This window comes from Ralstonia flaminis (assembly GCF_958415495.1).
Lineage (GTDB): Bacteria > Pseudomonadota > Gammaproteobacteria > Burkholderiales > Burkholderiaceae > Ralstonia > Ralstonia flaminis.
Genome location: NZ_CATZLL010000009.1, coordinates 154,745 through 174,649, shown reverse-complemented (window position 1 = coordinate 174,649; position 19,905 = coordinate 154,745). Strand labels below are relative to the sequence as shown.

Sequence of the window (19,905 nt, the reverse complement as noted above, 5' to 3'; positions counted from 1 at the left end):
TTAGACCACCGTACCGAGCTTGAAGATGGGCAGATACATCGCTACCACCATGCCGCCAATTAGTACGCCGAGGAAAACGATGATAACGGGCTCGATCAGCGTAGAAATGTTGGCGACAGCCTCATCCACTTCGCGCTCATAGAATTCCGCCACCTTGAGCAGCATGTTGTCCAGTGCGCCGGATTCTTCACCGATCTGCGTCATCTGCAGCACCATGTTGTCGAAGACGTGCGTGGCCTGCATGGCGTTGGTCAGGCTGGTACCGATGCGTACCGCCTGTTGGATCTCCAGGGTGGCATCGTGATAGATCCAGTTGCCAGCAGCGCCAGCCACGGAGTCCATCGATTCCACCAACGGCGTGCCCGCGGCGAACATGGTAGCTAGCGTGCGTGTCCAGCGCGCGGTGGTTGCCTTGCGGATGATGTCGCCGAAGATGGGTATTTTCAGAATGAAGCGATGCGTGGAGCGCTGAACGTTCTCAGACCGTTTGAACGCGCGCGTGAAAAGCGCAATGCCGATGACTGGGCCGAGTACGATCGGTATCCACCACTTCACGAAGAAGTCCGAGATTGCGATGACGAACAGCGTTGGGGCCGGCAGGTCGGCGCCGAAGCTGGAGAACACGCCTTTGAACGAGGGCACCACGAAGATCATCAAGACCACGGTGACTGCAAATGCCACCGTCAGCACCGAGATCGGGTAGATCATGGCCGACTTGATCTGTGCCTTCAGCGCAAGCGACTTTTCCATGTACATGGAGAGGCGCTCGAGCAGGGCATCGAGAATACCCCCCTGTTCACCGGCATCGATCAAGTTGCAGTACAGCGTGTCGAAGTACTTCGGATGACGACGGAACGCGGCCGCCATGCTGCTACCCGACTCGATGTCGACGCGGATTTCCGTCAGCAACTGCGTGAAGTTCGGGTTGGCGTGGCCCTTCGCGATGATGTCGATGGATTGCAGTAGTGGCACACCGGCCTTCAGCATGGTCGAGAGCTGGCGCGTGAAGTACGCCACATCCTTCGGCGTGATCTTCTTGCCGCGGGCGGCACGGCGGCGCTTGGATTTGGTGATCGACAGGCCCTGCTTGCGCAGGACGGCATTCACCTCGGTGATGCTCTCGGCGCGCATCTCGCCCTTGAAGATCTTGCCTTTGCGATCCTTGCCTTCCCACTCGAAGATGTACTGCGTGGGTGCCTTCGTCTTGGCGGTCTTGCGTGCCGGCGCGGCGGCCGCGCGGTTTGCGGCAGGTGCTCGTGTGGCCATGGTTGGTTCCTACCCCCCGGTATGGGAACGATTGATCGAGAAGGTTATTGGTTCGTCGTGGCCAGCACTTCCTCGAGGGAAGTCAGCCCCTGCTTCACTTTCCTCAGGCCCGATTCGCGCAGCGACAGCACGCCATCCTTGCGCGCCTGTTCGGCGATCTGCAGCGCTGTGCCATGCGTCAGGATGATCTCTTGGATCGCCTCGGTGATCGGCATGACCTGATAGATGCCGACCCGGCCCTTGTAGCCGCTGCCATTGCAGGTCTCACAGCCGACCGGATGGTACGGTTGCCAGGAACCGTCGAGGTCCGCCTCGGTAAAGCCGGCGTCGAGCAGCGTTTCCCTGGGCAGTGGACCGGGCTTCTTGCAATCTTTGCACAGCCGGCGCCCCAGGCGCTGCGCCGTGATCATCAGCACCGACGATGCAATGTTGAACGGCGCCACGCCCATGTTCATCAGGCGGGTCAGCGTGGTTGGCGCATCGTTGGTGTGCAGCGTGGAGAACACCAAGTGGCCAGTCTGCGCGGCCTTGATCGAGATGTCGGCCGTTTCCAGATCCCGGATTTCGCCCACCATGATGATGTCCGGATCCTGCCGCAGGAACGATTTCAGCGCCGCCGCAAAGGTCAGCCCAGCCTTGTCGTTCACATTGACTTGGTTGATGCCGGGCAACTGGATTTCCGCCGGGTCTTCGGCCGTGGAAATGTTGATGTCGCCCTGGTTCAGCTTGTTCAGGAACGTATACAGCGACACCGTCTTGCCTGAGCCCGTCGGCCCCGTCACCAGCACCATGCCGTAAGGGCGCTTGATTACATCCAGCAGCAACTGCTTCTGCTCGGGCTCGTAGCCGAGCTGGTCGATGTCGAGCCGCTCGGTGGACGATTCCAGAATCCGGATCACGATCTTCTCGCCGAACAGCGTTGGCAGTGTCGACACCCGGAAGTCGATGGCGCGCTCGATCGTCTCCTTGTTGTCCTTATCCTTGCGGTCTTTCGGGACGGTGATGAGCAGCTTCATGCGGCCGTCCTGCGGCACGCGTTTTTCCGAGATGTCCAGGCGCGAGAGCACCTTGATGCGGGTGGCGATTTTGTCGCGGATATCCAGCGGCGGCTGCGCGACCTGGGCCAGGATGCCGTCGATGCGAAAACGCACGCGGTAAAACGTTTCAAACGGCTCGAAGTGCAAGTCCGACGCGCCGCGCAGCAGGGCTTCGGTAAAGAGTTTCTGCAGGAAGCGCACCACGGGAGCATCGTCGATGCCGTCTGCTGTGGTGCGGCGCGTTGCGGCGGCAGCCCCCGGGTCGTACTCGATCTGCTTCGCTTCCTGCATGGGGAAAAGCGACTTGATCTCGGCCGGCGCCTCGTTGGCAAGGCTCAGTTGGCGCACCAGCTTATCGTGCTCGACGATGACCGTTTCGATGGCCACGTTCATTTTCTGGCGAAGCTCTTCGATCGGCTTCGGATCGCTCGGGTCGGACGTGGCCAGGATTAGGCGGTTATCGCGGCGGCCCAACGGCAGCAGGCGCAGTTGCGCGAAGTGCTTGTTGGCCGTGAGCACGGCCGGCACGGTGTCGAGCTTGTACTGGGCCAGGTCCAGCAGTGGCATCTGGTACTTGCCCGCTACGAACACGGCCAGGTCGTGCGCGCTCATGATCCCGCTGCCAACCAGTTCGTCGATCAGCTGCGTGCGCTTCTCGCGCGCGCTCTGTTCCAACTGGGTGAGTAGCGTCGGCGCGATCCGCCGGCTCTGTGCTAGAGCGAGTCCGAGTGTCATGAGTCCAGTCTGTCAGGCTGCAGCCGACCATTTCAGCGCACACCCAGCCCCACCGCCGAGAGGGTGCGCCCGCCCCCCAAGGCGAGTGTGTTCTATGTTTGCAGCCGGTACCCCACCCATTCGTGGGGGGTGGTGCCCGGAACCGGGGCAGTTTGCCGACCGCCCCTGGATTTGTAAAGCGCACATCAGCGCGCAGCTTGCATTTGTGCCACATCGGCAGAAAACCGCCCGGGCTGAAGTATTCGACCCGGTTTCTGTCTTGCGAGTGGTCTCAGCTACGCTTGGACGCCACTGGCCGGTGCAGGCGCACAGTGCGGATCGATTGGCTGTCCATCTGCACGATATCCATGACGCACCCGGCAATCTTCACGCTGACCGTCGCCTCGGGAATCTCCTCCAGCACTTCCAGGACCAGTCCGTTGAGCGTCTTCGGGCCGTCGGTCGGCAGGTTCAGGCCCAGGCGCCGGTTCAAGTCGCGCAGCGACATGCCCGCGTCAGCAAGATAGGCGCCTTCGGCGTCCCAGGCTTGCTTGCCGGCGCTCGGCAGCGTGGTGGTGAACTCGCCGATCATCTCTTCGATGATGTCTTCCAGCGTGACCAGCCCCAGCATGTCGCCGTACTCGTTGACGATCAGGCCGATGCGGCGGCGATTTTCCTGAAAGTACTGTAGCTGCCGAAACACGGGCGTGCCGCTCGGCACGAAATACGGCTGCGCCAGCAGTGCACGGAAGTCGTCATGCGTGAGCTCGGTGTCGCCCAGCAGCGACAGCACCTTGCGCACATGCAGGATGCCGATCACCTGGTCGCTGTCCTGCTCGAACACGGGCAGCTTGTTGTGATAGCAGGTCTCGAGCTGCTGGATCACCTCGTCAATCGGGCGCGACAGGTCGAGTGACTCGACGCGGGCGCGCGGCGTCATCACGTCATCCACAGTGATGGCGTCGAGGTCGAACAGGTTGAGCAGGATGCTGCGGTGCTTGTGGGGGATGAAGTTGCCCGATTCCAGCACTAGGGTGCGCAGCTCCTCGGTCGACATCCGTTGCTCCGGCGCGGCTTTCGTGTTGATGCGTGCCAGGCGCAACACCCCCATGGCGAAGGCGTTGACCACGGCCACCAGCGGCATCGTGATCTTCAGCAGCGGTGCGATGACGAAGCTTGCCGGAAACGCAATACGCTCCGGATACGTTGCCCCGACGATCTTGGGCGCGATCTCGCAGAAGATGATGATGAGGAAAGCGACCACTGCCGTGGCGATGGACAGCGTCGTCCCGCTATTGCCGAAGTAGTGGATGGCAAGGGTGGTGATCAGCACCGGCACGGCGGTATTGATCAGGCTGTTTCCGATCAGGATGAAAGAGAGCAGCTTATCGGTCTGGCCGAGCAATTGCTGTGTATTGCGCGCGCCCGAGACGTTGGACTTGGCGAGATGACGCAGGCGATGGCGGTTGAGCGCCATCATCGCGGTTTCGGAAATCGAGAAGAAGGCGGAGCAGCACAGCAGCAGCGCGACGGCGCCGATTTGTGCCCAGAGCGGCCAAGAGTCCAAGGTGGGGGAGGGTGAGCGGCGAGGGGCCCACTATAGCAGAGGGGGTTTGCGGCAGATGTACCCATGTCGGCTCGGCTTGCGTCGGAGGCGACTCTAGAAATTGCGCACAAACGAAAAAGCCGAATCAACATGCAGTTGATTCGGCTTTCATAATCTGGTCGGGGTGAGAGGATTCGAACCTCCGGCCTCTACGTCCCGAACGTAGCGCTCTACCAGGCTAAGCTACACCCCGAAATCTCATTGTTGCGTCAGGACTGACGTTGCAGCGAGAAAGCACACAAGTCTATCAGCGTCTGACGGAAAAGGGAAGGGGGTAATGCATTTGCTGCCGTCTCGGCAGCAGCAGCCTCGCGCTCAGCGGCCTGACGCGTGTATTCCAGCGCGCCTGACGCTTGAATGGCCGCGAAGATCGCGTCGAAATGCTCGGTGCCGCCTTGCTCGATCGCCTGGCGCACCAGGGCACGTTGTTCTTCCGTACCGTTGCGCAGCAGGTAGATGAGCGGCAGCGTCGGCTTGCCTTCGCGCAGGTCGTCGCCGGCGTTCTTGCCCATCTGGTCAGCGGTGGCGGTGTAGTCGAGCAGGTCGTCGACGATCTGGAAGGCTGTGCCGATGCGGCGGCCGTATTCAGCGGCGGCCTCTTCGGTGGCGGCATCCGCGCCCGAGAGCACCGCGCCGATCTGCGCGGCAGCCTCGAACAGCTTGGCGGTCTTGTAGCGGATCACCTGCAGGTAGCGCTCTTCCGTCACGTCGGGGTCGTGCATGTTCAGCAACTGCAGGACCTCGCCCTCGGAGATGATGTTGGTGGCGTCGGCCAGGATTTGCATGATGCGCATGCTGTCGGCCTGCACCATCATCTGGAAGGCGCGCGAATACAGGAAGTCGCCCACCAGCACGCTGGCGGCATTGCCGAACACGGCGTTGGCGGTCTTGCGGCCGCGGCGCAGGTCGGATTCATCGACCACGTCGTCGTGCAGCAGTGTGGCGGTGTGGATGAACTCGACCACGGCGGCCAACTTGTGGTGATACTCCCCCTGGTAGCCCAGCGCATTCGCCACCAGCAGCAGGATCACCGGGCGCAGGCGCTTGCCGCCAGCGCTGATGATGTATTCGCCGATCTGGTTGATCAGTACCACCTCCGAGCCGAGGCGGCGGCGGATCACGGCATCGACGGCGCGCATGTCTTCAGCGACGGGGGCGAGCAGGACGGAGGCGGAGGTCTGGGTCAAGGCGAATTCCGGCGGAAGGCGGTGTGACGGATGGTTTGCTTGCGCGCGCTCGATGCAGCGCAAAAACCGCAAGATTATAGAGCAAGCAGGTGACTTGCCCCGGCAGTGCCGCGACAGCCAGGTGGCATGGCAGGCCGTTGCGCGGGCAACACGCGATTAGTCTTTGATTTGCTTGGGTTTTTCTTGTATAGTTGCGAGTTCTCTGTGTCCGCTTTTCGCCTACGCGGATTGCAAGTGGCGCGAGAGTCACGTTTAGTTCAAGAATTAACGTTCTTTTATCGAGGTCCGACAATGTACGCGGTCGTAAAAACCGGCGGTAAGCAATACAAGGTTGCTGCTGGCGAAAAACTGAAAGTAGAACAGATACCGGCGGACGTTGGCGCAGAAATCACGCTTGACCAGGTGCTCGCAGTGGGCGCTGGCGACCAACTCAAGGTTGGCGCGCCTCTGGTGAGCGGTGCTGCCGTCAAAGCCACCGTCATCTCCCACGGTCGTCACGACAAAGTGCACATCTTCAAGATGCGCCGTCGTAAGCACTATCAAAAGCGCCAAGGGCATCGTCAAAATTACACCGAGTTGCGTATCGACTCGATCGTGGCCTAAGGCTGCATCGTCTACGTAACCGGATAGGAGTTCAGTCATGGCACAGAAAAAAGGCGGCGGTTCCACACGGAACGGCCGCGATTCCGAGTCGAAGCGCCTGGGCGTTAAGGTGTACGGTGGCCAAGCCATCAACGCTGGCGGCATCATCGTTCGCCAACGCGGCACCCGCACGCACGCTGGCGTGAACGTGGGCATGGGCAAGGACCACACCCTCTTCGCGCTGGTCGATGGCCACGTGAAGTTCGCCAACCGCGGCGAAGGCAAGAAGCAGTTCGTCGACGTTGTTCCGGCGGCCTGATTCAGCCTTGTAGTCCAAAGGCCCCGCACCCGTGCGGGGCTTTTTCGTTTCTGACGCTAACAAAACGCGACGCCTGATCCTGGGCAGTACGATGTTCCAGGTGCATTCTGTTAGTGCTGGCGCAGCAGCGCCGATTCTTTTACCTGCCGTGCGCATGCCGCACGGGCGGAGACCTCCATGAAGTTCATCGACGAAGCCCGGATTGAAGTGATCGCTGGTGATGGCGGCAACGGCAGCGCCTCGATGCGCCGCGAGAAATTCGTCCCGTTCGGCGGCCCGGACGGCGGCGACGGCGGGCGTGGCGGCAGCGTGTGGGCTGTCGCTGATCGCAATATCAACACGCTGATCGACTACCGCTTTGCCAAAAAGCACCTTGCGCGCAACGGCGAAAACGGCCGCGGTGCCGATTGTTACGGTGCCGCCGGCGAGGACATCACCCTGCGCATGCCGGTCGGCACCGCCATTTACGACGCTGACACGGAAGAGTTGATTGCCGACCTGACGCTCGACGGCCAGCGCCTGTGCCTGGCGCAGGGCGGGGAGGGTGGCTGGGGCAACATCCACTTCAAGTCGAGTACCAACCGCGCACCGCGCCAGAAGACCGACGGCAAGGCCGGCGAGCGCCGCAACCTGCGTCTGGAACTGAAGGTGCTGGCCGATGTGGGCCTGCTCGGCATGCCCAACGCCGGCAAGTCGACGCTGATCACCGCCATCTCCAACGCGCGCCCGAAGATTGCCGACTACCCGTTCACGACGCTGCACCCGAACCTGGGTGTCGTGCGCGCGGGGCCGTCGAAGTCGTTTGTGGTGGCGGACATCCCTGGCCTGATCGAAGGCGCTGCCGAAGGCGCGGGTCTGGGTCACCAGTTCTTGCGCCACCTGCAACGCACGCGTGTGCTGCTGCACGTGGTGGATCTCGCCCCGTTCGACGAGAGCGTCGACCCGGTGGCTGAGGCCAAGGCTATCGTCGGCGAGCTGAAGAAATACGACGCCGAGCTGTACGACAAGCCGCGCTGGCTGGTGCTCAACAAGTTGGACATGGTGCCCGAGGACGAGCGCGAAGCCCGCGTGAAGGACTTCGTGAAGCGCTTCAAGTGGAAGGGCCCAGTGCACCGCATTTCTGCGCTCACGCACGACGGCACGCAGGCATTGGTTCACGCGATTCAGGATTACCTCGACGAGCTGCGCGCCGAAGAGGATGCGGCGGCCGCCGCGCCGGATCAACGTCTGGACCCGACGCTGCACAACGTCAGTCATGACAGCGGCGACGACAGCGCCAACGCATAAGACACACAACACCAACATCCTTCGGAGACTCGCCCACCATGGCCTTGCGTTCGCTGATTGCCGATGCGCGCCGCCTTGTCGTCAAGGTCGGTTCCAGCCTGGTCACCAACGATGGTCGCGGTCTGGACCAATCTGCCATCGCCCGCTGGGCGGCGCAGATCGCTGCACTGCGTGCGGCTGGCAAAGAGGTCGTGCTGGTCAGCTCCGGTGCCATCGCCGAGGGCATGCAGCGCTTGGGCTGGAGCAAGCGCCCGAAGGAAATCCATGAACTGCAGGCCGCCGCTGCCGTCGGACAGATGGGGCTGGCGCAGGTCTATGAGTCCGAGTTCGCGCGGCACGGCATCCGCACCGCGCAGGTGCTGCTCACGCATGGTGACCTGGCCGACCGCGAGCGCTATCTCAATGCCCGTTCCACGCTACTCACGCTGCTGAGCCTGGGTGTGGTGCCGATCATCAACGAGAACGACACCGTCGTCACCGATGAGATCAAATTCGGCGACAACGATACGCTGGGTGCGCTTGTCACCAACCTGATCGAAGGCGATGCGCTGATCATCCTGACCGACCAGCGCGGCCTGTACACGGCCGACCCGCGTAAGGACCCGGATGCGCGCTTCGTCGACGAGGCGCAAGCCGGCATGCCTGACCTGGAACAGATGGCCGGTGGCGCAGGCTCCAGCATTGGCAAGGGTGGCATGCTGACCAAGATTCTGGCGGCCAAGCGCGCGGCCAAATCGGGGGCGCACACCATCATCGCTTCTGGCCGAGAGGCCGACGTGCTGGCGCGCTTGGCAAATGGCGAGGCCATCGGCACGCAACTGCGCGCACAGACCGGGCGCATGGCCGCCCGCAAGCAGTGGATGATCGACCACCTGCAATTGCGCGGTCGTGTCGTGCTGGATGCCGGCGCGGTGGACAAGCTCACCGCCGGCGGCAAATCGTTGTTGCCGATCGGCGTGACCGAAGTGCAGGGCGAGTTCGCGCGCGGGGAGGTGATCTCCTGCGTGGACGCGGCCGGGCGCGAGGTGGCTCGTGGGCTGACGAACTACTCGTCGGCGGAGGCGCGGCTGATTGCGCGCAAGGCGTCTTCGGAGATTGAAGCTGTGCTGGGCTACGTCAGCGCCGCTGAGCTGGTGCACCGGGACAACCTGGTACTGCTCTGACTGCCGACTTGAGCCATCTGGGCGCGATCGGCGCCAGCAAAAAAATAAGGGGATGAACCCAACGGTCATCCCCTCATCCCCTCTGAACAAGCCGTTATTTCTTACGGCCCGGTAAACCCTCTTCCCGAATCCTTCAGCCGGCGCACCAGCGTCGCAGGTTTTCCATCCCCAGCCACGGACCGCACGTCACAGAAGTACGAGCGCATCAGCGCCGAGGCATAGTCCGTCGGGCCGCCGCTGCCAACGCGCTGCCAATCGGTGGCAGGCTTGTAGGCGTTCATGCTGGCGGATTCCGCATTCGCGGTTTCGTTCATGTCGACGGCGCGGTTGCCGATCCACTGGTTGGTGTCGTTGCGCAGCGTGGCATAGATGCGGCGCTCGGCGGTGTCGCAGCGCAGGCCTTCGTAGTTGACGTTGCGCGCGCCAGTCTTGCTGGTGATCAGCACGGTGTAGCGCACCACGTTGTCCTTGCCGATGGAGACCGATTTCGGATCGATGGCAAAGCGCAGCGGCGATTCACTGCGGCCACCCACATCGAACGGTACGGCATCACGGTCGACCGGCGGGGCGGGGAAGGTGACGGCATCTTCCTTGAAGGGCTTGTCGTTGAACGGGTCCATCAACAGCTTGTCTTCGATGTTGCCGGTAGGGGCGTGGCCACATGCCGTCAGCGCCAGCGCAGTCGCCAGCGCGAGCGGCACGAGAGCGCGGTGCGCTCCACGTGTCGTCGTCTTCACATTCACGAGTTGTCCTTGGGACGTGTGTCGTCAGGGTTGGAGGATGAGGCGGGTTCCGACGTTGTCACCGTCTCGACGATGACCGTCGTGGTGGTCACCGTCATCACCGCTTGAGGGCGTGGGCCGCGCGCATTCTGTCCGCCGGGGCGGTTGTCGCGGCCTTCGTTGCCCCCGCGATTGTCTGCCCGGTGGTCGCGGTGCTGCCCGCCGCGTCCATACGGAGACAGCGGCGCGCGATTCTGCCGCTGCACGAAGCGCGAGAGCTCCGACAACGCCAGCTGATACACCTCGCGCTTGAACTCGATCACGGCTTCCAGCGGCACCCAGTACTGGCTCCACCGCCAAGCATCGAACTCCGGATGCTCGGTGGCGCGCAGTTGGATGTCGCAGTCGCGACCGACCATGCGCAGCAGGAACCAGATCTGTTTCTGGCCCCGGTAATGGCCGCGAATTTCGCGGCGGATGAACTTGTCCGGCACCTCATACCGCAGCCAGTCGCGCGTGCGACCGACGATCCGGACGTGTTCTGGCAACAGGCCGACTTCTTCGTGCAGTTCGCGGAACATCGCTTGTTCGGGCGTTTCGCCGTACTTGATGCCGCCTTGCGGAAACTGCCAGGAGTGCTCGCCAATGCGCTTGCCCCAGAACACCTCGTTTCTTGCGTTGATGAGGATGATGCCGACGTTCGGGCGAAAGCCTTCACGATCGAGCATGACTGCACCTCGAATACTTTAGAATTACGCCGATTATAGAGCGGTGCATCGTCCTTCTGTGTCCTGATGGCCGGATGCCGCAATGTTGCCGCTCACTCGCGCCTCCTGGGGGAGGAGCGCCTCGCACTCGGATGTGCGTCTGGCGTCTCGCCGTATCCCTTGATTCCGGTGGCTTTTGCCCTTGTCCTCGCGGCTTTGCATGGCCGCGCCATCCCTTATTGTCAGTCGCATGAAAGCGTCCCAGTTCTTCATTTCCACGCTCAAGGAAGCGCCCGCCGACGCGGAGATCGTGTCGCACAAGTTGATGATGCGTGCCGGCATGATCAAGAAGCTCGGCGCGGGCCTCTATACGTATATGCCCGTGGGTCTGCGCGTGATCCGCAAGGTCGAGCAGATCGTGCGCGAAGAAATGAACGCCGCCGGTGCGGTGGAAGTGCTGATGCCAGTGGTGCAGCCGGGTGAGCTGTGGCAGGAGACCGGCCGCTGGGACAAGATGGGCGACGAGCTGCTGCGCTTCAAGGATCGCCACGAGCGTGACTTTGTCGTCCAGCCGACGTCGGAAGAGGTGGTGACCGATATCGCCCGTACCGAGATCCGCTCGTACAAGCAACTGCCGGTCAATTTCTACCAGATCCAGACCAAGTTCCGCGACGAGCGCCGTCCGCGCTTCGGCATCATGCGTGGCCGCGAATTCACCATGAAGGACGCGTACTCCTTCGACCGCGACGCAGAGGGCCTGAAGGTCTCGTACCAGAAGATGTACGACGCCTACACGCGCATCTTCCAGCGCTTCGGCCTGCAATTCCGCGCGGTGGCGGCCGACAACGGCGCTATTGGCGGGTCGGGCTCGCATGAATTCCACGTGATCGCCGATACGGGCGAAGACGCCATCGTCTACTGCCCGAATTCGGACTACGCCGCCAACATCGAGGCCGCCGAGGCTGTCGCGCCCGCCACGCCGCGCGGTGCCGCCACCGAGGCGCTCACCAAGACGCACACGCCGGGCCGTGCCAAGTGCGAGGCCGTGGCTGAGCAACTGGGCATTGCTCTGCAGCGCACGATCAAGTCGATCGTGCTGGCCACCGACGTTGAGGGCGGCGAGCCCCAGATCTGGCTGCTGCTGCTGCGCGGCGATCATGAACTCAATGAGGTCAAGGCATCGAAGGTGCCTGGCCTTGCCGACTTCCGCTTCGCCACCGAAGGCGAAATCCTGCGCGTCTTCGGCACGCGCCCCGGCTACCTCGGCCCGATCGGCACGAAGCTGCCGGTCAAGGTGGTGGCTGACCGTACGGCGGCGGCCATGAGTGACTTTGTCGTCGGCGCCAACGAAGAGGACTGCCACTTCACTGGTGCCAACTGGGGCCGCGATCTGCCCGAGCCCGAGGTCCATGACCTGCGCAACGTGGTGGAAGGTGACGCCTCGCCGGACGGCAAGGGTACGCTGGCGATCTGCCGCGGCATCGAAGTCGGTCACGTGTTCATGCTGGGCACGAAGTATTCGGAGGCGATGAACGCCACGTTCCTCGACGAAAACGGCAAGACCCAGCCGATGGTGATGGGCTGCTACGGCATCGGCATCACCCGCATCCTGGGTGCAGCCATCGAGCAGAACTACGATGCACGCGGGATCATCTGGCCCGCCTCGATCGCGCCGTTCCAGGTGGTGATCTGCCCGGTCGGTTACGACCGCTCCGACGCCGTGCGCGAGGAAGCCGATCGCCTGCACGCCGAGTTGGTCGCCGCCGGCATCGACGTGATGCTGGATGACCGCGGCGAGCGCCCGGGCGCGATGTTCGCCGATTGGGAACTGATTGGTGTGCCGTTCCGCGTGGTGGTGGGCGACCGCGGCCTGAAGGAAGGCAAGCTGGAGTTCCAGGGCCGCCGCGACGAAGCCGCCACCGCAGTGGCACCGGCCGATGTGCTGGCCACGCTGAAGGCGCGTCTCGCGCAGTAATGGAGCTGACCCGCATGCGCCGCTTCCTGTCTGCCCGCTCGATCGCTGCTGTGCTGTGCGCAGGGGCGTTGCTCGCGGGCACACAGGCGGCGTGGGCGGGTGCCCAGAAAGAGGAGTATCTGGCGGATTCGGTGCGCAGCGCGCTGTCTGCCGCCGTGGCCGACAGCCGTCCGCTGCGTCCGGTGTTCGCCAGCAATGAGGAGCAGCTTGGCTATCTGCGCTGGCTGGCCGAGATGTCGGTGCGTATGTCGGGCAAGATTCCGCAGGCGTCGGTACGCGTTGAGCTGATCGAAACCGCGTATTACGAGGCCAAGCGTGCTGGGCTGGACCCGGCGCTGGTGCTGGGGCTGATCCAGGTGGAGTCGGGTTTTCGCAAGTACGCCATGAGCAGCGCAGGCGCGATGGGCCTGATGCAGGTGATGCCGTTCTGGACACGCAGCATTGGCGACAACGACGCACGCAAGCTGTTCCACCTGCAGAGCAACCTGCGGTACGGCTGTACGATCCTGCGTCATTACCTCGACATCGAAGGCGGCAATCTTTATCTGGCACTGGGCCGCTACAACGGCAGCCGAGGCCAGCCGCAGTATCCGAATGCGGTGCTGGCGGCCTGGAAGCGCTGGCAGTACCAGGAGTCGAGTGCGCTGACCGTATCGGCACCCGTGCCGGCCGAAGCACCGCCGCCGCGCGCCAAGGCGCTGCCGGATGTGCCGGCGCGCAATCCGTTCTCACCGTTGCGTATTGCAGCAGGTTCGGCGGGCGGGTCCTGACCGGCTGTTGCATGGTGGTCGGCCTACAATAAGGCCATCTTTTTCGTTCGCCGCATCCACGTCACTCCGCATGTCTACCACCCAACCGTACGCCACCATGTCCGACGCGCTGCACGACTGGCTGCAGCGTCACGTGGCAGAAGGCTTCGAGGCTGATTCGCTGGTCGCCTCGATGGTGCAGTCCGGCTACGACCGCGCCTTCGCGCGCCGCGTGGTGGATGAGGCGCTTGCCAAACGCCCGCCCGCGCCCGCCGTGGCACCCGTGCCAGCGCCCGCTGCCCAATCTGCGCAAGCTGCCGACGGGGGTATGGAGAACAGCAACGCCGTGCGCACCGCCGATGGCGACATCCCCATCCTGTTTGCGCTGGAGACGCCGCGCATCGTGCTGTTCCAGCACTTCCTGTCGGATGAGGAATGCGATCAGCTCATCGCGCTGGGGCACAACCGCCTGAAGCGCTCGCCCGTGGTGAACCCGGATACGGGGGAGGAGAACCTGATCTCTGCGCGCACCAGCGAAGGCGCGATGTTCCAAGTGGGCGAGCATGCGCTCATCGCCAAGATCGAGGCGCGCATCGCCCAGGCCACCGGCGTGCCAGTCGAACACGGCGAAGGCTTCCAGGTGCTGCACTACCAGCCCGGCGGCGAATATCAGCCGCACTTTGATTTCTTCAACCCCGGCCGCAGCGGCGAGGCGCGTCAGCTCGAAGTGGGCGGCCAGCGCGTGGCAACGCTCGTCATCTACCTGAACAGTGTGCAGGCAGGCGGTGCGACGGGCTTTCCGAAGCTGGGTCTGGAGGTGGCGCCGGTCAAAGGCAATGCGGTCTTCTTCGTCTACAAGCGCCCCGACGGCACGCTGGATGAGGACACGCTGCACGCCGGTCTGCCGGTCGAGCGGGGTGAGAAGTGGATCGCCACCAAGTGGCTGCGCGAGCGGCCGTATCGTCGCGGAGCGTGAGCTACGCCGAGTCAACAAGCCATTCCCCAGAGGGGTTGAGAGAATCCCGGGCAACAAAAAAGGGCAACCGTCGAGTCGCCCTTTTTTGTTGGTTCGTCCGCTGCGTCAGACGTTCTTCAGCGCCCGGATGGTCGGCAGGTTACGCCAGTAGCCCTTGGCGTCCATGCCGCAGCCAAACACGTAGCGGTCGGGCACGTTGAAGCCGCAGAAATCCGGGTACAGCGGCTTGTCCTTGGCGAGCGTCTTCTCGCACAGCACGGCGGAGTAGAACTCGGCGGCACCCATGTCGATGATGCGTGAGCGGATGGCCGCCATCGTTTCGCCTTCGTCGAGGATGTCGTCGAGCACCAGCACCGTGCGGCCCTTGACCGACTCGCGCGGCGCCACGCGCCACTGCATCTCTTTGCTACCCACGGTCTGGTTGTTGTAGCGCGACAGGTGGATGTAGTCGAACTCCAGCGGGAACGCCAGCTTGGGCAACAGCATCCCGGTGAAGACGGCCGCACCGCCCATCACGGACAACACCATCGGGAAGGTGTCGCCGATCTTCTCGGTGATCTCGGTGGCCATGCGGTCCAGCGAGCCGCGCACGGCGTCTTCGCTGACGATTTCTTCGGAGTTGGCCCAGAGTTCGCGGGCCTGTTCTGCGCTCAGCATCGTGTCAGTCAGTGAAACAAATTAAGTCGATCGGATCGGGGGCAGGGTGGCCGGCTCAGCGGCCGAGCAGGCCCTTCATGCCGCCTTTCATGCCGCCCATGGCGCGCATCATCTTCATCATGCCGCCGCCCTTGAGCTTCTTCATCATGCCTTGCATCTGGTCGAACTGGTTGAGCAGGCGGTTGACTTCCTGCACCTGCACGCCGGCACCCGCAGCAATGCGGCGCTTGCGGCTGGCCTTGATGAGTTCGGGCTTGGCGCGCTCGGCCGGCGTCATGGCGTTGATGATGCCTTCCATGCGGCGGACCTGCTTTTCGGCCTGGTCCATGTTGGCGCCCTGGGCCTGCTGTGCAAACTGCGCAGGCAGTTTGTCCATCAGGCTGCCCAGGCCGCCCATCTTCTTCATCTGGCCGATCTGGGCCTTGAAGTCTTCGAGGTCGAAGCCGCCGGTCTTCTTGATCTTGGCGGCAAGCTTCTGCGCCTCTTCCATGTCGACACCGCGCTGGGCTTCTTCCACCAGCGCGAGGATGTCGCCCATGCCCAGAATGCGCTGGGCCATGCGGTCGGGGTAGAACGGCTCCAGCCCGTCGAGCTTTTCGGCCACACCCACGAACTTGATCGGCTTGCCCGTGATGTGACGCACCGACAGCGCCGCGCCGCCACGTGCATCACCGTCGAGCTTGGTCAGCACCACACCGGTCAGCGGCAGGGTGTCATTGAAGGCCTTGGCAGTGTTGACGGCATCCTGGCCGAGCATCGCGTCGACCACGAACAGCGTTTCGGCCGGCTTGAGCGTGGCGTGTAGCGCGGCGATTTCCTGCATCATCGCCTCGTCGATACCGAGGCGGCCGGCCGTATCGACGATCAGCACGTCGTGGTAGTGCTTCTTGGCCCAGTCCAGCGCGGCGGCGGCAATGTCCACCGGCTTCTGGTCGGGCTGCGAGGGGAAGAAGTCTGCGCCGACCTGTTCGGAGACGGTCTTCAACTGCGCGATGGCGGCGGGGCGATACACGTCGCACGACACCGTCAGCACTTTCTTCTTCTTGTTCTCTTTGAGCCACTTGGCCAGTTTGCCGACGGTGGTGGTCTTACCGGCACCTTGCAGGCCGGCCATCAGGATGATCGCGGGCGGCGTGACGTTGAGGTTCAGCTCTGCCGCACGCCCACCCATGATGGAGGTGCCGGCGCCTTCGAGCGCTTCCTGGCCGCCGATGATGGCGGTCAGCTCGCGCTGCACGATGCCGACCAGCGCCTGCCCTGGCGACAGGCTGGTGATGACTTCTTCGCCGAGCGCCTTTTCCTTGACGCGGGCAATGAACTCGCGCACGACCGGCAGCGCCACGTCGGCCTCGAGCAGTGCCAGGCGGACTTCGCGCAGCATCTCGGCGGTGTTGGCTTCGGTCAGGCGCGCTTCGCCGCGCATGGTCTTGACCACGCGCGCGAGCCGTTGGGTCAGGTTATCCAGCATGACAGTGTGAGGATCCGGAATTGGGGACGGGGTGAAGATGAGGCCGGCGCTCGCTTGGCGCGCACCGGCTAGGAATGTGCGTTCCGCGTGGCCGCCCGACGAGGCTTTCGACGGGGGCGGGCCCCAGCCAAAACCAGGGTGCGCTGCGGTAAACTGTGCAAATGGCAATTGTACTGTATGCGCTGACGGCGCTTCTCTATGGCGCCCTCGCTTCGGTTGCGTGGGCACGACGTGGCGGGCTTGGAGCCCGGGCCGCTGCCGGTGCCATTGCGGCTGGCGGACAATCGCCGGGTGCCGCTGTACTCGTGCCACCGCCCCCCGCCACCGATGCAGGCCCCGCCTGGTGGCGCTGGGCCTTGCTGGCGGCGCTGACCGCGCATGGCTTCTTGTTGCACGAGACCATCTTCCCAGCCAGTGCGATGGTGTTCGGTTTTGCCTACGCGCTGTCGGCCATGCTGTGGCTGGGCGTAGGCATCTTCTGGATCGAGAGCCTGTTCTTCTCGCTCGCGGGTCTGGGCGTCCTGGTGATTCCCGTGGCGCTGGTTGGTAGCCTGCTGCCGCTGGCGTTTCCCGGCACGCAGATTCTGGGCTATGCGGCCAGCCCGCTCTTCAAGCTGCACTTCGCCATCGCCAATGTCGCCTACGGGCTGTTCACGCTGGCGGCGTTTCACGCGATCCTGATGCTGGCCGCCGAGCGCCGCCTGCACACCATCAACCGCCCTGCAGAGGCCAACTGGTTCAGTCGCTGGCTGGATCTGCTGCCGCCGCTGCTGACGCTTGAGAAACTGTTGTTCCGCCTGATCGGCGCGGGCTTTGTGCTGCTGACGCTGACCATCGCTTCAGGCGCGCTGTTCTCCGAGCAGCTGTTCCACCGCGCCTTCCAGTTCGATCACAAGAACGTGTTCGCCGTGCTGTCGTGGATGATGTTCGGCGGCATTCTGGTTGGCCGCCGTTTCCGTGGCTGGCGCGGGCGCGTGGCGCTGCGCTGGGTGATGGCGGCGTTCTCGATCCTGCTGCTGGCCTATGTGGGTAGCCGCTTTGTGCTCGAAGTCATCCTGCACCGCGTATAGCGCGTTCTTGGCTCCTCCCGATTTTCTTTCGCTGTCGTTTTCACTTCCATGGCCCGTCCTGTCCTGCTGATCCTGATGCTGCTCGCCGGTTTGTGGTGGCTGAGCCGCCTGGGGACGCGTCCGTCGCGTTCGTCGGGGGCGCCTGGGCAAGCGTCATCGCAACAAGGCGGCGCCAAGCGTGCGTCTGAACGTGCCGCTTCCCAGCCGATCGAGCAGTGCGATGTGTGCGGCGTGCATGCTCCGCGCACCAATATGGTGGCACTGCCCGGTGGACGCTACCGCTGCCCGGAACACGCCGACCGGGGCGGCGCGTGATGCCCGAGGTGTCCCGCTCGCAACCTGAGATGCAGTCCAAGCCCGTCGCTCCGGACGCGGCGCCCAAGATTTCCACCCGGTCTGGCTTTCGCGCGCTGCTCTCACGCCTGAATGCCTGGCGCGCATTGCGCTCGGTCTGGCTGGAGCCGGATCCCCCTGAATTCCAGTGGCGCCTGCTGCGCTATTTCGCCTTCAGCCGTGCGGCGGTGGCGCTGGTGCTGCTGCTGTTTGTCATGGTGCCGCGTGAGCACAATGAAACGGCGGGGCTGCCCAACAGCGAGGCGTTGCTCAGCCTGGTGCTGCCGTATTTGGCCGTGGCCCTGTTGATTCTGGCTGCAGCCGGATGGTGGCGCTCGCGGTTCCAGTTCCGCGTACGGTTGGATGTGGTGCTGGATCTGCTGTTCCTGGGGCTGGCGTACGCTGTGCTGTCGCGTCTGTCGGCCAGTGTGGCGATGGTCTTCCTGATGCCGGTGCTGGCTGCCGGCGCGCTCACCAGTCTGTTGTTCGCGCTGTTCACGGCGGCGGTGGCGTCGATGGTGGTGCTGGCCGATCCGTTCCTGCAGATGCTGGGCGATGGGGTGATCGCGCCGGGGCTGGCTTCGGCGGGGCTGTACGGCCTCGTCTACATGATGGCCGCGTCGATGATGTATGGCCTGTCGCACCGGCAGATTGCGCAGGAGCGCCTGACCATGGCGCGCGAGCGCGAGTTGCGCCTGCAGCAGTTGGTCAACCGCTTGATGGTCTATGACATGCAGGACGGCGTCATGCTGGTGCGTGCCGACGGCCGCGTGGTGGCAGCCAACCCGGCGGCAGCCATGCTGCTGGGTGTGCCGCAGAACGCCTTAGTGAACAGCGGCGCGATGCTGTTCGATCTGAAGGACGTGCCGCACCTGCGCCCGCTGCTCGAAACGCTGCGTCAATGGTTGCGCCGCAAGAGCCGCCATCCCAGCGCCGGCGATACCGCGGGCGAAGACGACGCGCCGCGCATCCTTGATCTGCTGCCTGTTGCTCCGGGCGGCCGGCGGACGCTGCATGCCCGCTTGCGCCTGCGCTTCATTCTGCCGAGCTTGGCCAACCTGCGCAGTGTCTATATGGATAGCCTCGTCAGCTCCATTGGCCTGGGCCTGCCGGGTGAGATTGGCGAGATGCCGCGCTTGCGCAACCAGTCGGCCGAAGCGGCAACGCAAGGCTGGTCGGCCGACGACGAAGCCTTCCTGCGGCACGAGTTGCACGACACCGTGCTGGTCCACGTGGAAAGCTGGGAGCGTGTGGCGGAGCAAGCGCAGCAGGAAAAGCTCGCCTCGATGGGCCGGCTGGTGGCGAGCGTCGCGCATCAGATCCGCAATCCGCTGGCGGCGATCAGCCAGGCTGCCGAGCTGCTGGATGATCCGGGAGAGGGCGAGCATGCCCGCTCGGTAGGCGCCAACCCGGGCTCCGGCGTCGAAACGCGCCTGCTGCGCATCATCCGTGACAACGTGCGCCGGCTCGATCAGGTGGTCGCCGATGTGCTGATGCTGTCGCGCCGGCCGCGCGGTGAGCGCGTGCGCGTGCAACTCGCGCAGGTGCTGCCAGAAGTGGTGGAGCGCTGGCGTGCCGAAGCGCTGCGCCGCGCAGGTGCCGCAGGGGCATCAGGCGTCGGCACCGAGATCAACCCCAATCTCGTGCGTGTGGCGGTGGATCTGGACAAGCCTGTGATGTTTGACCCGGCGCAATTGCAGCAGGTGGTCGGCAACATGCTCGACAACGCGTTGCGCTACTGCCGCCGCGTGCCAGGCTCGATCCTGCTGGCCGCCTATGCGCTGGATGAGACGCACGCTGAACTCGTGATCTGGAATGACGGCCCCGAGGTGCCCACCGAGCAGCAACGCAGCCTGTTCGAGCCGTTTTTCACGAATGACGCGCAAGGCACTGGCCTGGGGCTCTACATGGCGCGCGAGTTGTGCAGCGCCAACGATGCGCAGATCCGATACGGCGCCATCGCACTGGAATCCTTGCTCGATCGCACCGGAGCGTTGACCATGGAGGCGCGTGAGACGCTGCCGCGCCGCGCCTTCGTGATCACCCTGATGTTTGATCAACCTGCTTTGGCCGTAGCGGAATGAACC

General features: G+C 63.8%; 18 protein-coding genes and 1 tRNA gene. 10 read left to right on the top strand and 9 right to left on the bottom strand.

The features are described from left to right. From R2N11_RS15575 to ispB, 5 genes are all read right to left on the bottom strand, one after another. Complete coding sequence (locus R2N11_RS15575) at nucleotides 1–1,266, bottom strand: type II secretion system F family protein (protein ID WP_316681642.1); 1,266 nt, start codon at nucleotides 1,264–1,266, stop codon at nucleotides 1–3. 44 nt (nucleotides 1,267–1,310) lie between these two features. Continuing rightward, a complete protein-coding gene (gene pilB, locus R2N11_RS15570; RefSeq protein ID WP_199031765.1) occupies nucleotides 1,311–3,038 on the bottom strand; it encodes a type IV-A pilus assembly ATPase PilB in 1,728 nt (575 codons plus the stop codon). Between the two features lie 271 nt (nucleotides 3,039–3,309). Further along, nucleotides 3,310–4,584 (bottom strand): HlyC/CorC family transporter, encoded by a 1,275-nt coding sequence (locus R2N11_RS15565; RefSeq protein ID WP_199031764.1) that lies wholly within the window; start codon nucleotides 4,582–4,584, stop codon nucleotides 3,310–3,312. 155 nt (nucleotides 4,585–4,739) lie between these two features. Further along, nucleotides 4,740–4,816, bottom strand: a tRNA-Pro gene (locus R2N11_RS15560). A gap of 16 nt (nucleotides 4,817–4,832) precedes the next feature. Next, entirely contained in the window at nucleotides 4,833–5,762 is a 930-nt protein-coding gene (ispB, locus tag R2N11_RS15555; protein WP_316681669.1) for an octaprenyl diphosphate synthase, read from the bottom strand. 339 nt (nucleotides 5,763–6,101) lie between these two features. Here ispB and rplU point away from each other — a divergent pair, with 339 nt between their 5' ends. From rplU to proB, 4 genes are all read left to right on the top strand, one after another. Next, nucleotides 6,102–6,413 (top strand): 50S ribosomal protein L21, encoded by a 312-nt coding sequence (gene rplU, locus R2N11_RS15550; protein ID WP_004633023.1) that lies wholly within the window; start codon nucleotides 6,102–6,104, stop codon nucleotides 6,411–6,413. 37 nt (nucleotides 6,414–6,450) lie between these two features. Continuing rightward, complete coding sequence (gene rpmA / locus R2N11_RS15545) at nucleotides 6,451–6,711, top strand: 50S ribosomal protein L27 (protein WP_004633021.1); 261 nt, start codon at nucleotides 6,451–6,453, stop codon at nucleotides 6,709–6,711. A gap of 177 nt (nucleotides 6,712–6,888) precedes the next feature. After that, nucleotides 6,889–7,998: a GTPase ObgE gene (gene obgE, locus R2N11_RS15540; protein WP_316681641.1), complete on the top strand. Its 1,110-nt coding sequence runs from the start codon at nucleotides 6,889–6,891 to the stop codon at nucleotides 7,996–7,998. A 38-nt stretch (nucleotides 7,999–8,036) separates the two neighbouring features. Continuing rightward, nucleotides 8,037–9,161: a glutamate 5-kinase gene (gene proB / locus R2N11_RS15535; RefSeq protein WP_316681640.1), complete on the top strand. Its 1,125-nt coding sequence runs from the start codon at nucleotides 8,037–8,039 to the stop codon at nucleotides 9,159–9,161. A gap of 101 nt (nucleotides 9,162–9,262) precedes the next feature. Here the strand turns inward: proB and R2N11_RS15530 are convergent, their stop codons facing one another. Then, nucleotides 9,263–9,904, bottom strand: a complete 642-nt coding sequence (locus R2N11_RS15530; RefSeq protein WP_199031441.1) for a CNP1-like family protein — start codon at nucleotides 9,902–9,904, stop codon at nucleotides 9,263–9,265. Next, on the bottom strand, nucleotides 9,901–10,611 hold the full coding sequence (locus R2N11_RS15525; protein ID WP_199031440.1) for an RNA pyrophosphohydrolase: 711 nt from the start codon (nucleotides 10,609–10,611) through the stop codon (nucleotides 9,901–9,903). The genes R2N11_RS15530 and R2N11_RS15525 overlap by 4 nt, the downstream gene beginning before the upstream one ends. A 229-nt stretch (nucleotides 10,612–10,840) precedes the next feature. Here R2N11_RS15525 and R2N11_RS15520 point away from each other — a divergent pair, with 229 nt between their 5' ends. The 3 genes from R2N11_RS15520 to R2N11_RS15510 all read left to right on the top strand — a co-directional run bounded on the left by R2N11_RS15520 (nucleotide 10,841) and on the right by R2N11_RS15510 (nucleotide 14,290). After that, nucleotides 10,841–12,565 (top strand): proline--tRNA ligase, encoded by a 1,725-nt coding sequence (locus R2N11_RS15520; RefSeq protein ID WP_316681639.1) that lies wholly within the window; start codon nucleotides 10,841–10,843, stop codon nucleotides 12,563–12,565. A gap of 14 nt (nucleotides 12,566–12,579) precedes the next feature. Beyond that, nucleotides 12,580–13,335 (top strand): lytic transglycosylase domain-containing protein, encoded by a 756-nt coding sequence (locus R2N11_RS15515; protein WP_199031438.1) that lies wholly within the window; start codon nucleotides 12,580–12,582, stop codon nucleotides 13,333–13,335. Nucleotides 13,336–13,405: 70 nt separating this feature from the next. Further along, the gene (locus tag R2N11_RS15510) at nucleotides 13,406–14,290 is read left to right on the top strand and encodes a 2OG-Fe(II) oxygenase (protein WP_316681638.1); all 885 of its coding nucleotides are present in this window, start codon (nucleotides 13,406–13,408) and stop codon (nucleotides 14,288–14,290) included. Nucleotides 14,291–14,395: 105 nt separating this feature from the next. Here the strand turns inward: R2N11_RS15510 and R2N11_RS15505 are convergent, their stop codons facing one another. Next, nucleotides 14,396–14,947: a hypoxanthine-guanine phosphoribosyltransferase gene (locus tag R2N11_RS15505; protein WP_199031436.1), complete on the bottom strand. Its 552-nt coding sequence runs from the start codon at nucleotides 14,945–14,947 to the stop codon at nucleotides 14,396–14,398. Between the two features lie 55 nt (nucleotides 14,948–15,002). Further along, nucleotides 15,003–16,415, bottom strand: coding sequence for a signal recognition particle protein (gene ffh, locus R2N11_RS15500; protein WP_316681637.1), 1,413 nt, complete (start codon nucleotides 16,413–16,415; stop codon nucleotides 15,003–15,005). Between the two features lie 161 nt (nucleotides 16,416–16,576). Between ffh and R2N11_RS15495 the strand changes: the two genes are divergently transcribed. From R2N11_RS15495 to R2N11_RS15485, 3 genes are read left to right on the top strand one after another with little or no spacing between them, the layout of a single operon-like run. Then, the gene (locus R2N11_RS15495) at nucleotides 16,577–17,485 is read left to right on the top strand and encodes a cytochrome C assembly family protein (protein ID WP_199031434.1); all 909 of its coding nucleotides are present in this window, start codon (nucleotides 16,577–16,579) and stop codon (nucleotides 17,483–17,485) included. 48 nt (nucleotides 17,486–17,533) lie between these two features. Beyond that, nucleotides 17,534–17,800, top strand: coding sequence for a hypothetical protein (locus R2N11_RS15490; protein WP_316681636.1), 267 nt, complete (start codon nucleotides 17,534–17,536; stop codon nucleotides 17,798–17,800). Between the two features lie 29 nt (nucleotides 17,801–17,829). Beyond that, nucleotides 17,830–19,902 carry an ATP-binding protein gene (locus R2N11_RS15485; protein ID WP_430715450.1) on the top strand — a complete coding sequence of 691 codons (2,073 nt, stop codon included), beginning with the start codon at nucleotides 17,830–17,832 and terminating at the stop codon, nucleotides 19,900–19,902. The last annotated feature ends 3 nt before the right edge of the window (nucleotides 19,903–19,905 follow it).

Coding starts and splice junctions, on each gene's coding strand:
- R2N11_RS15575 (WP_316681642.1), bottom strand. CDS start 1,266: ATGGCCACACGAGCACCTGCCGCAAACCGCGCGGCCGCCGCGCCGGCA.
- pilB (WP_199031765.1), bottom strand. CDS start 3,038: ATGACACTCGGACTCGCTCTAGCACAGAGCCGGCGGATCGCGCCGACG.
- ispB (WP_316681669.1), bottom strand. CDS start 5,762: ATGCGCGCCGTCGATGCCGTGATCCGCCGCCGCCTCGGCTCGGAGGTG.
- rplU (WP_004633023.1), top strand. CDS start 6,102: ATGTACGCGGTCGTAAAAACCGGCGGTAAGCAATACAAGGTTGCTGCT.
- rpmA (WP_004633021.1), top strand. CDS start 6,451: ATGGCACAGAAAAAAGGCGGCGGTTCCACACGGAACGGCCGCGATTCC.
- obgE (WP_316681641.1), top strand. CDS start 6,889: ATGAAGTTCATCGACGAAGCCCGGATTGAAGTGATCGCTGGTGATGGC.
- proB (WP_316681640.1), top strand. CDS start 8,037: ATGGCCTTGCGTTCGCTGATTGCCGATGCGCGCCGCCTTGTCGTCAAG.
- R2N11_RS15525 (WP_199031440.1), bottom strand. CDS start 10,611: ATGCTCGATCGTGAAGGCTTTCGCCCGAACGTCGGCATCATCCTCATC.
- R2N11_RS15520 (WP_316681639.1), top strand. CDS start 10,841: ATGAAAGCGTCCCAGTTCTTCATTTCCACGCTCAAGGAAGCGCCCGCC.
- R2N11_RS15515 (WP_199031438.1), top strand. CDS start 12,580: ATGCGCCGCTTCCTGTCTGCCCGCTCGATCGCTGCTGTGCTGTGCGCA.
- R2N11_RS15510 (WP_316681638.1), top strand. CDS start 13,406: ATGTCTACCACCCAACCGTACGCCACCATGTCCGACGCGCTGCACGAC.
- R2N11_RS15505 (WP_199031436.1), bottom strand. CDS start 14,947: ATGCTGAGCGCAGAACAGGCCCGCGAACTCTGGGCCAACTCCGAAGAA.
- ffh (WP_316681637.1), bottom strand. CDS start 16,415: ATGCTGGATAACCTGACCCAACGGCTCGCGCGCGTGGTCAAGACCATG.
- R2N11_RS15495 (WP_199031434.1), top strand. CDS start 16,577: ATGGCAATTGTACTGTATGCGCTGACGGCGCTTCTCTATGGCGCCCTC.
- R2N11_RS15490 (WP_316681636.1), top strand. CDS start 17,534: ATGGCCCGTCCTGTCCTGCTGATCCTGATGCTGCTCGCCGGTTTGTGG.
- R2N11_RS15485 (WP_430715450.1), top strand. CDS start 17,830: ATGCAGTCCAAGCCCGTCGCTCCGGACGCGGCGCCCAAGATTTCCACC.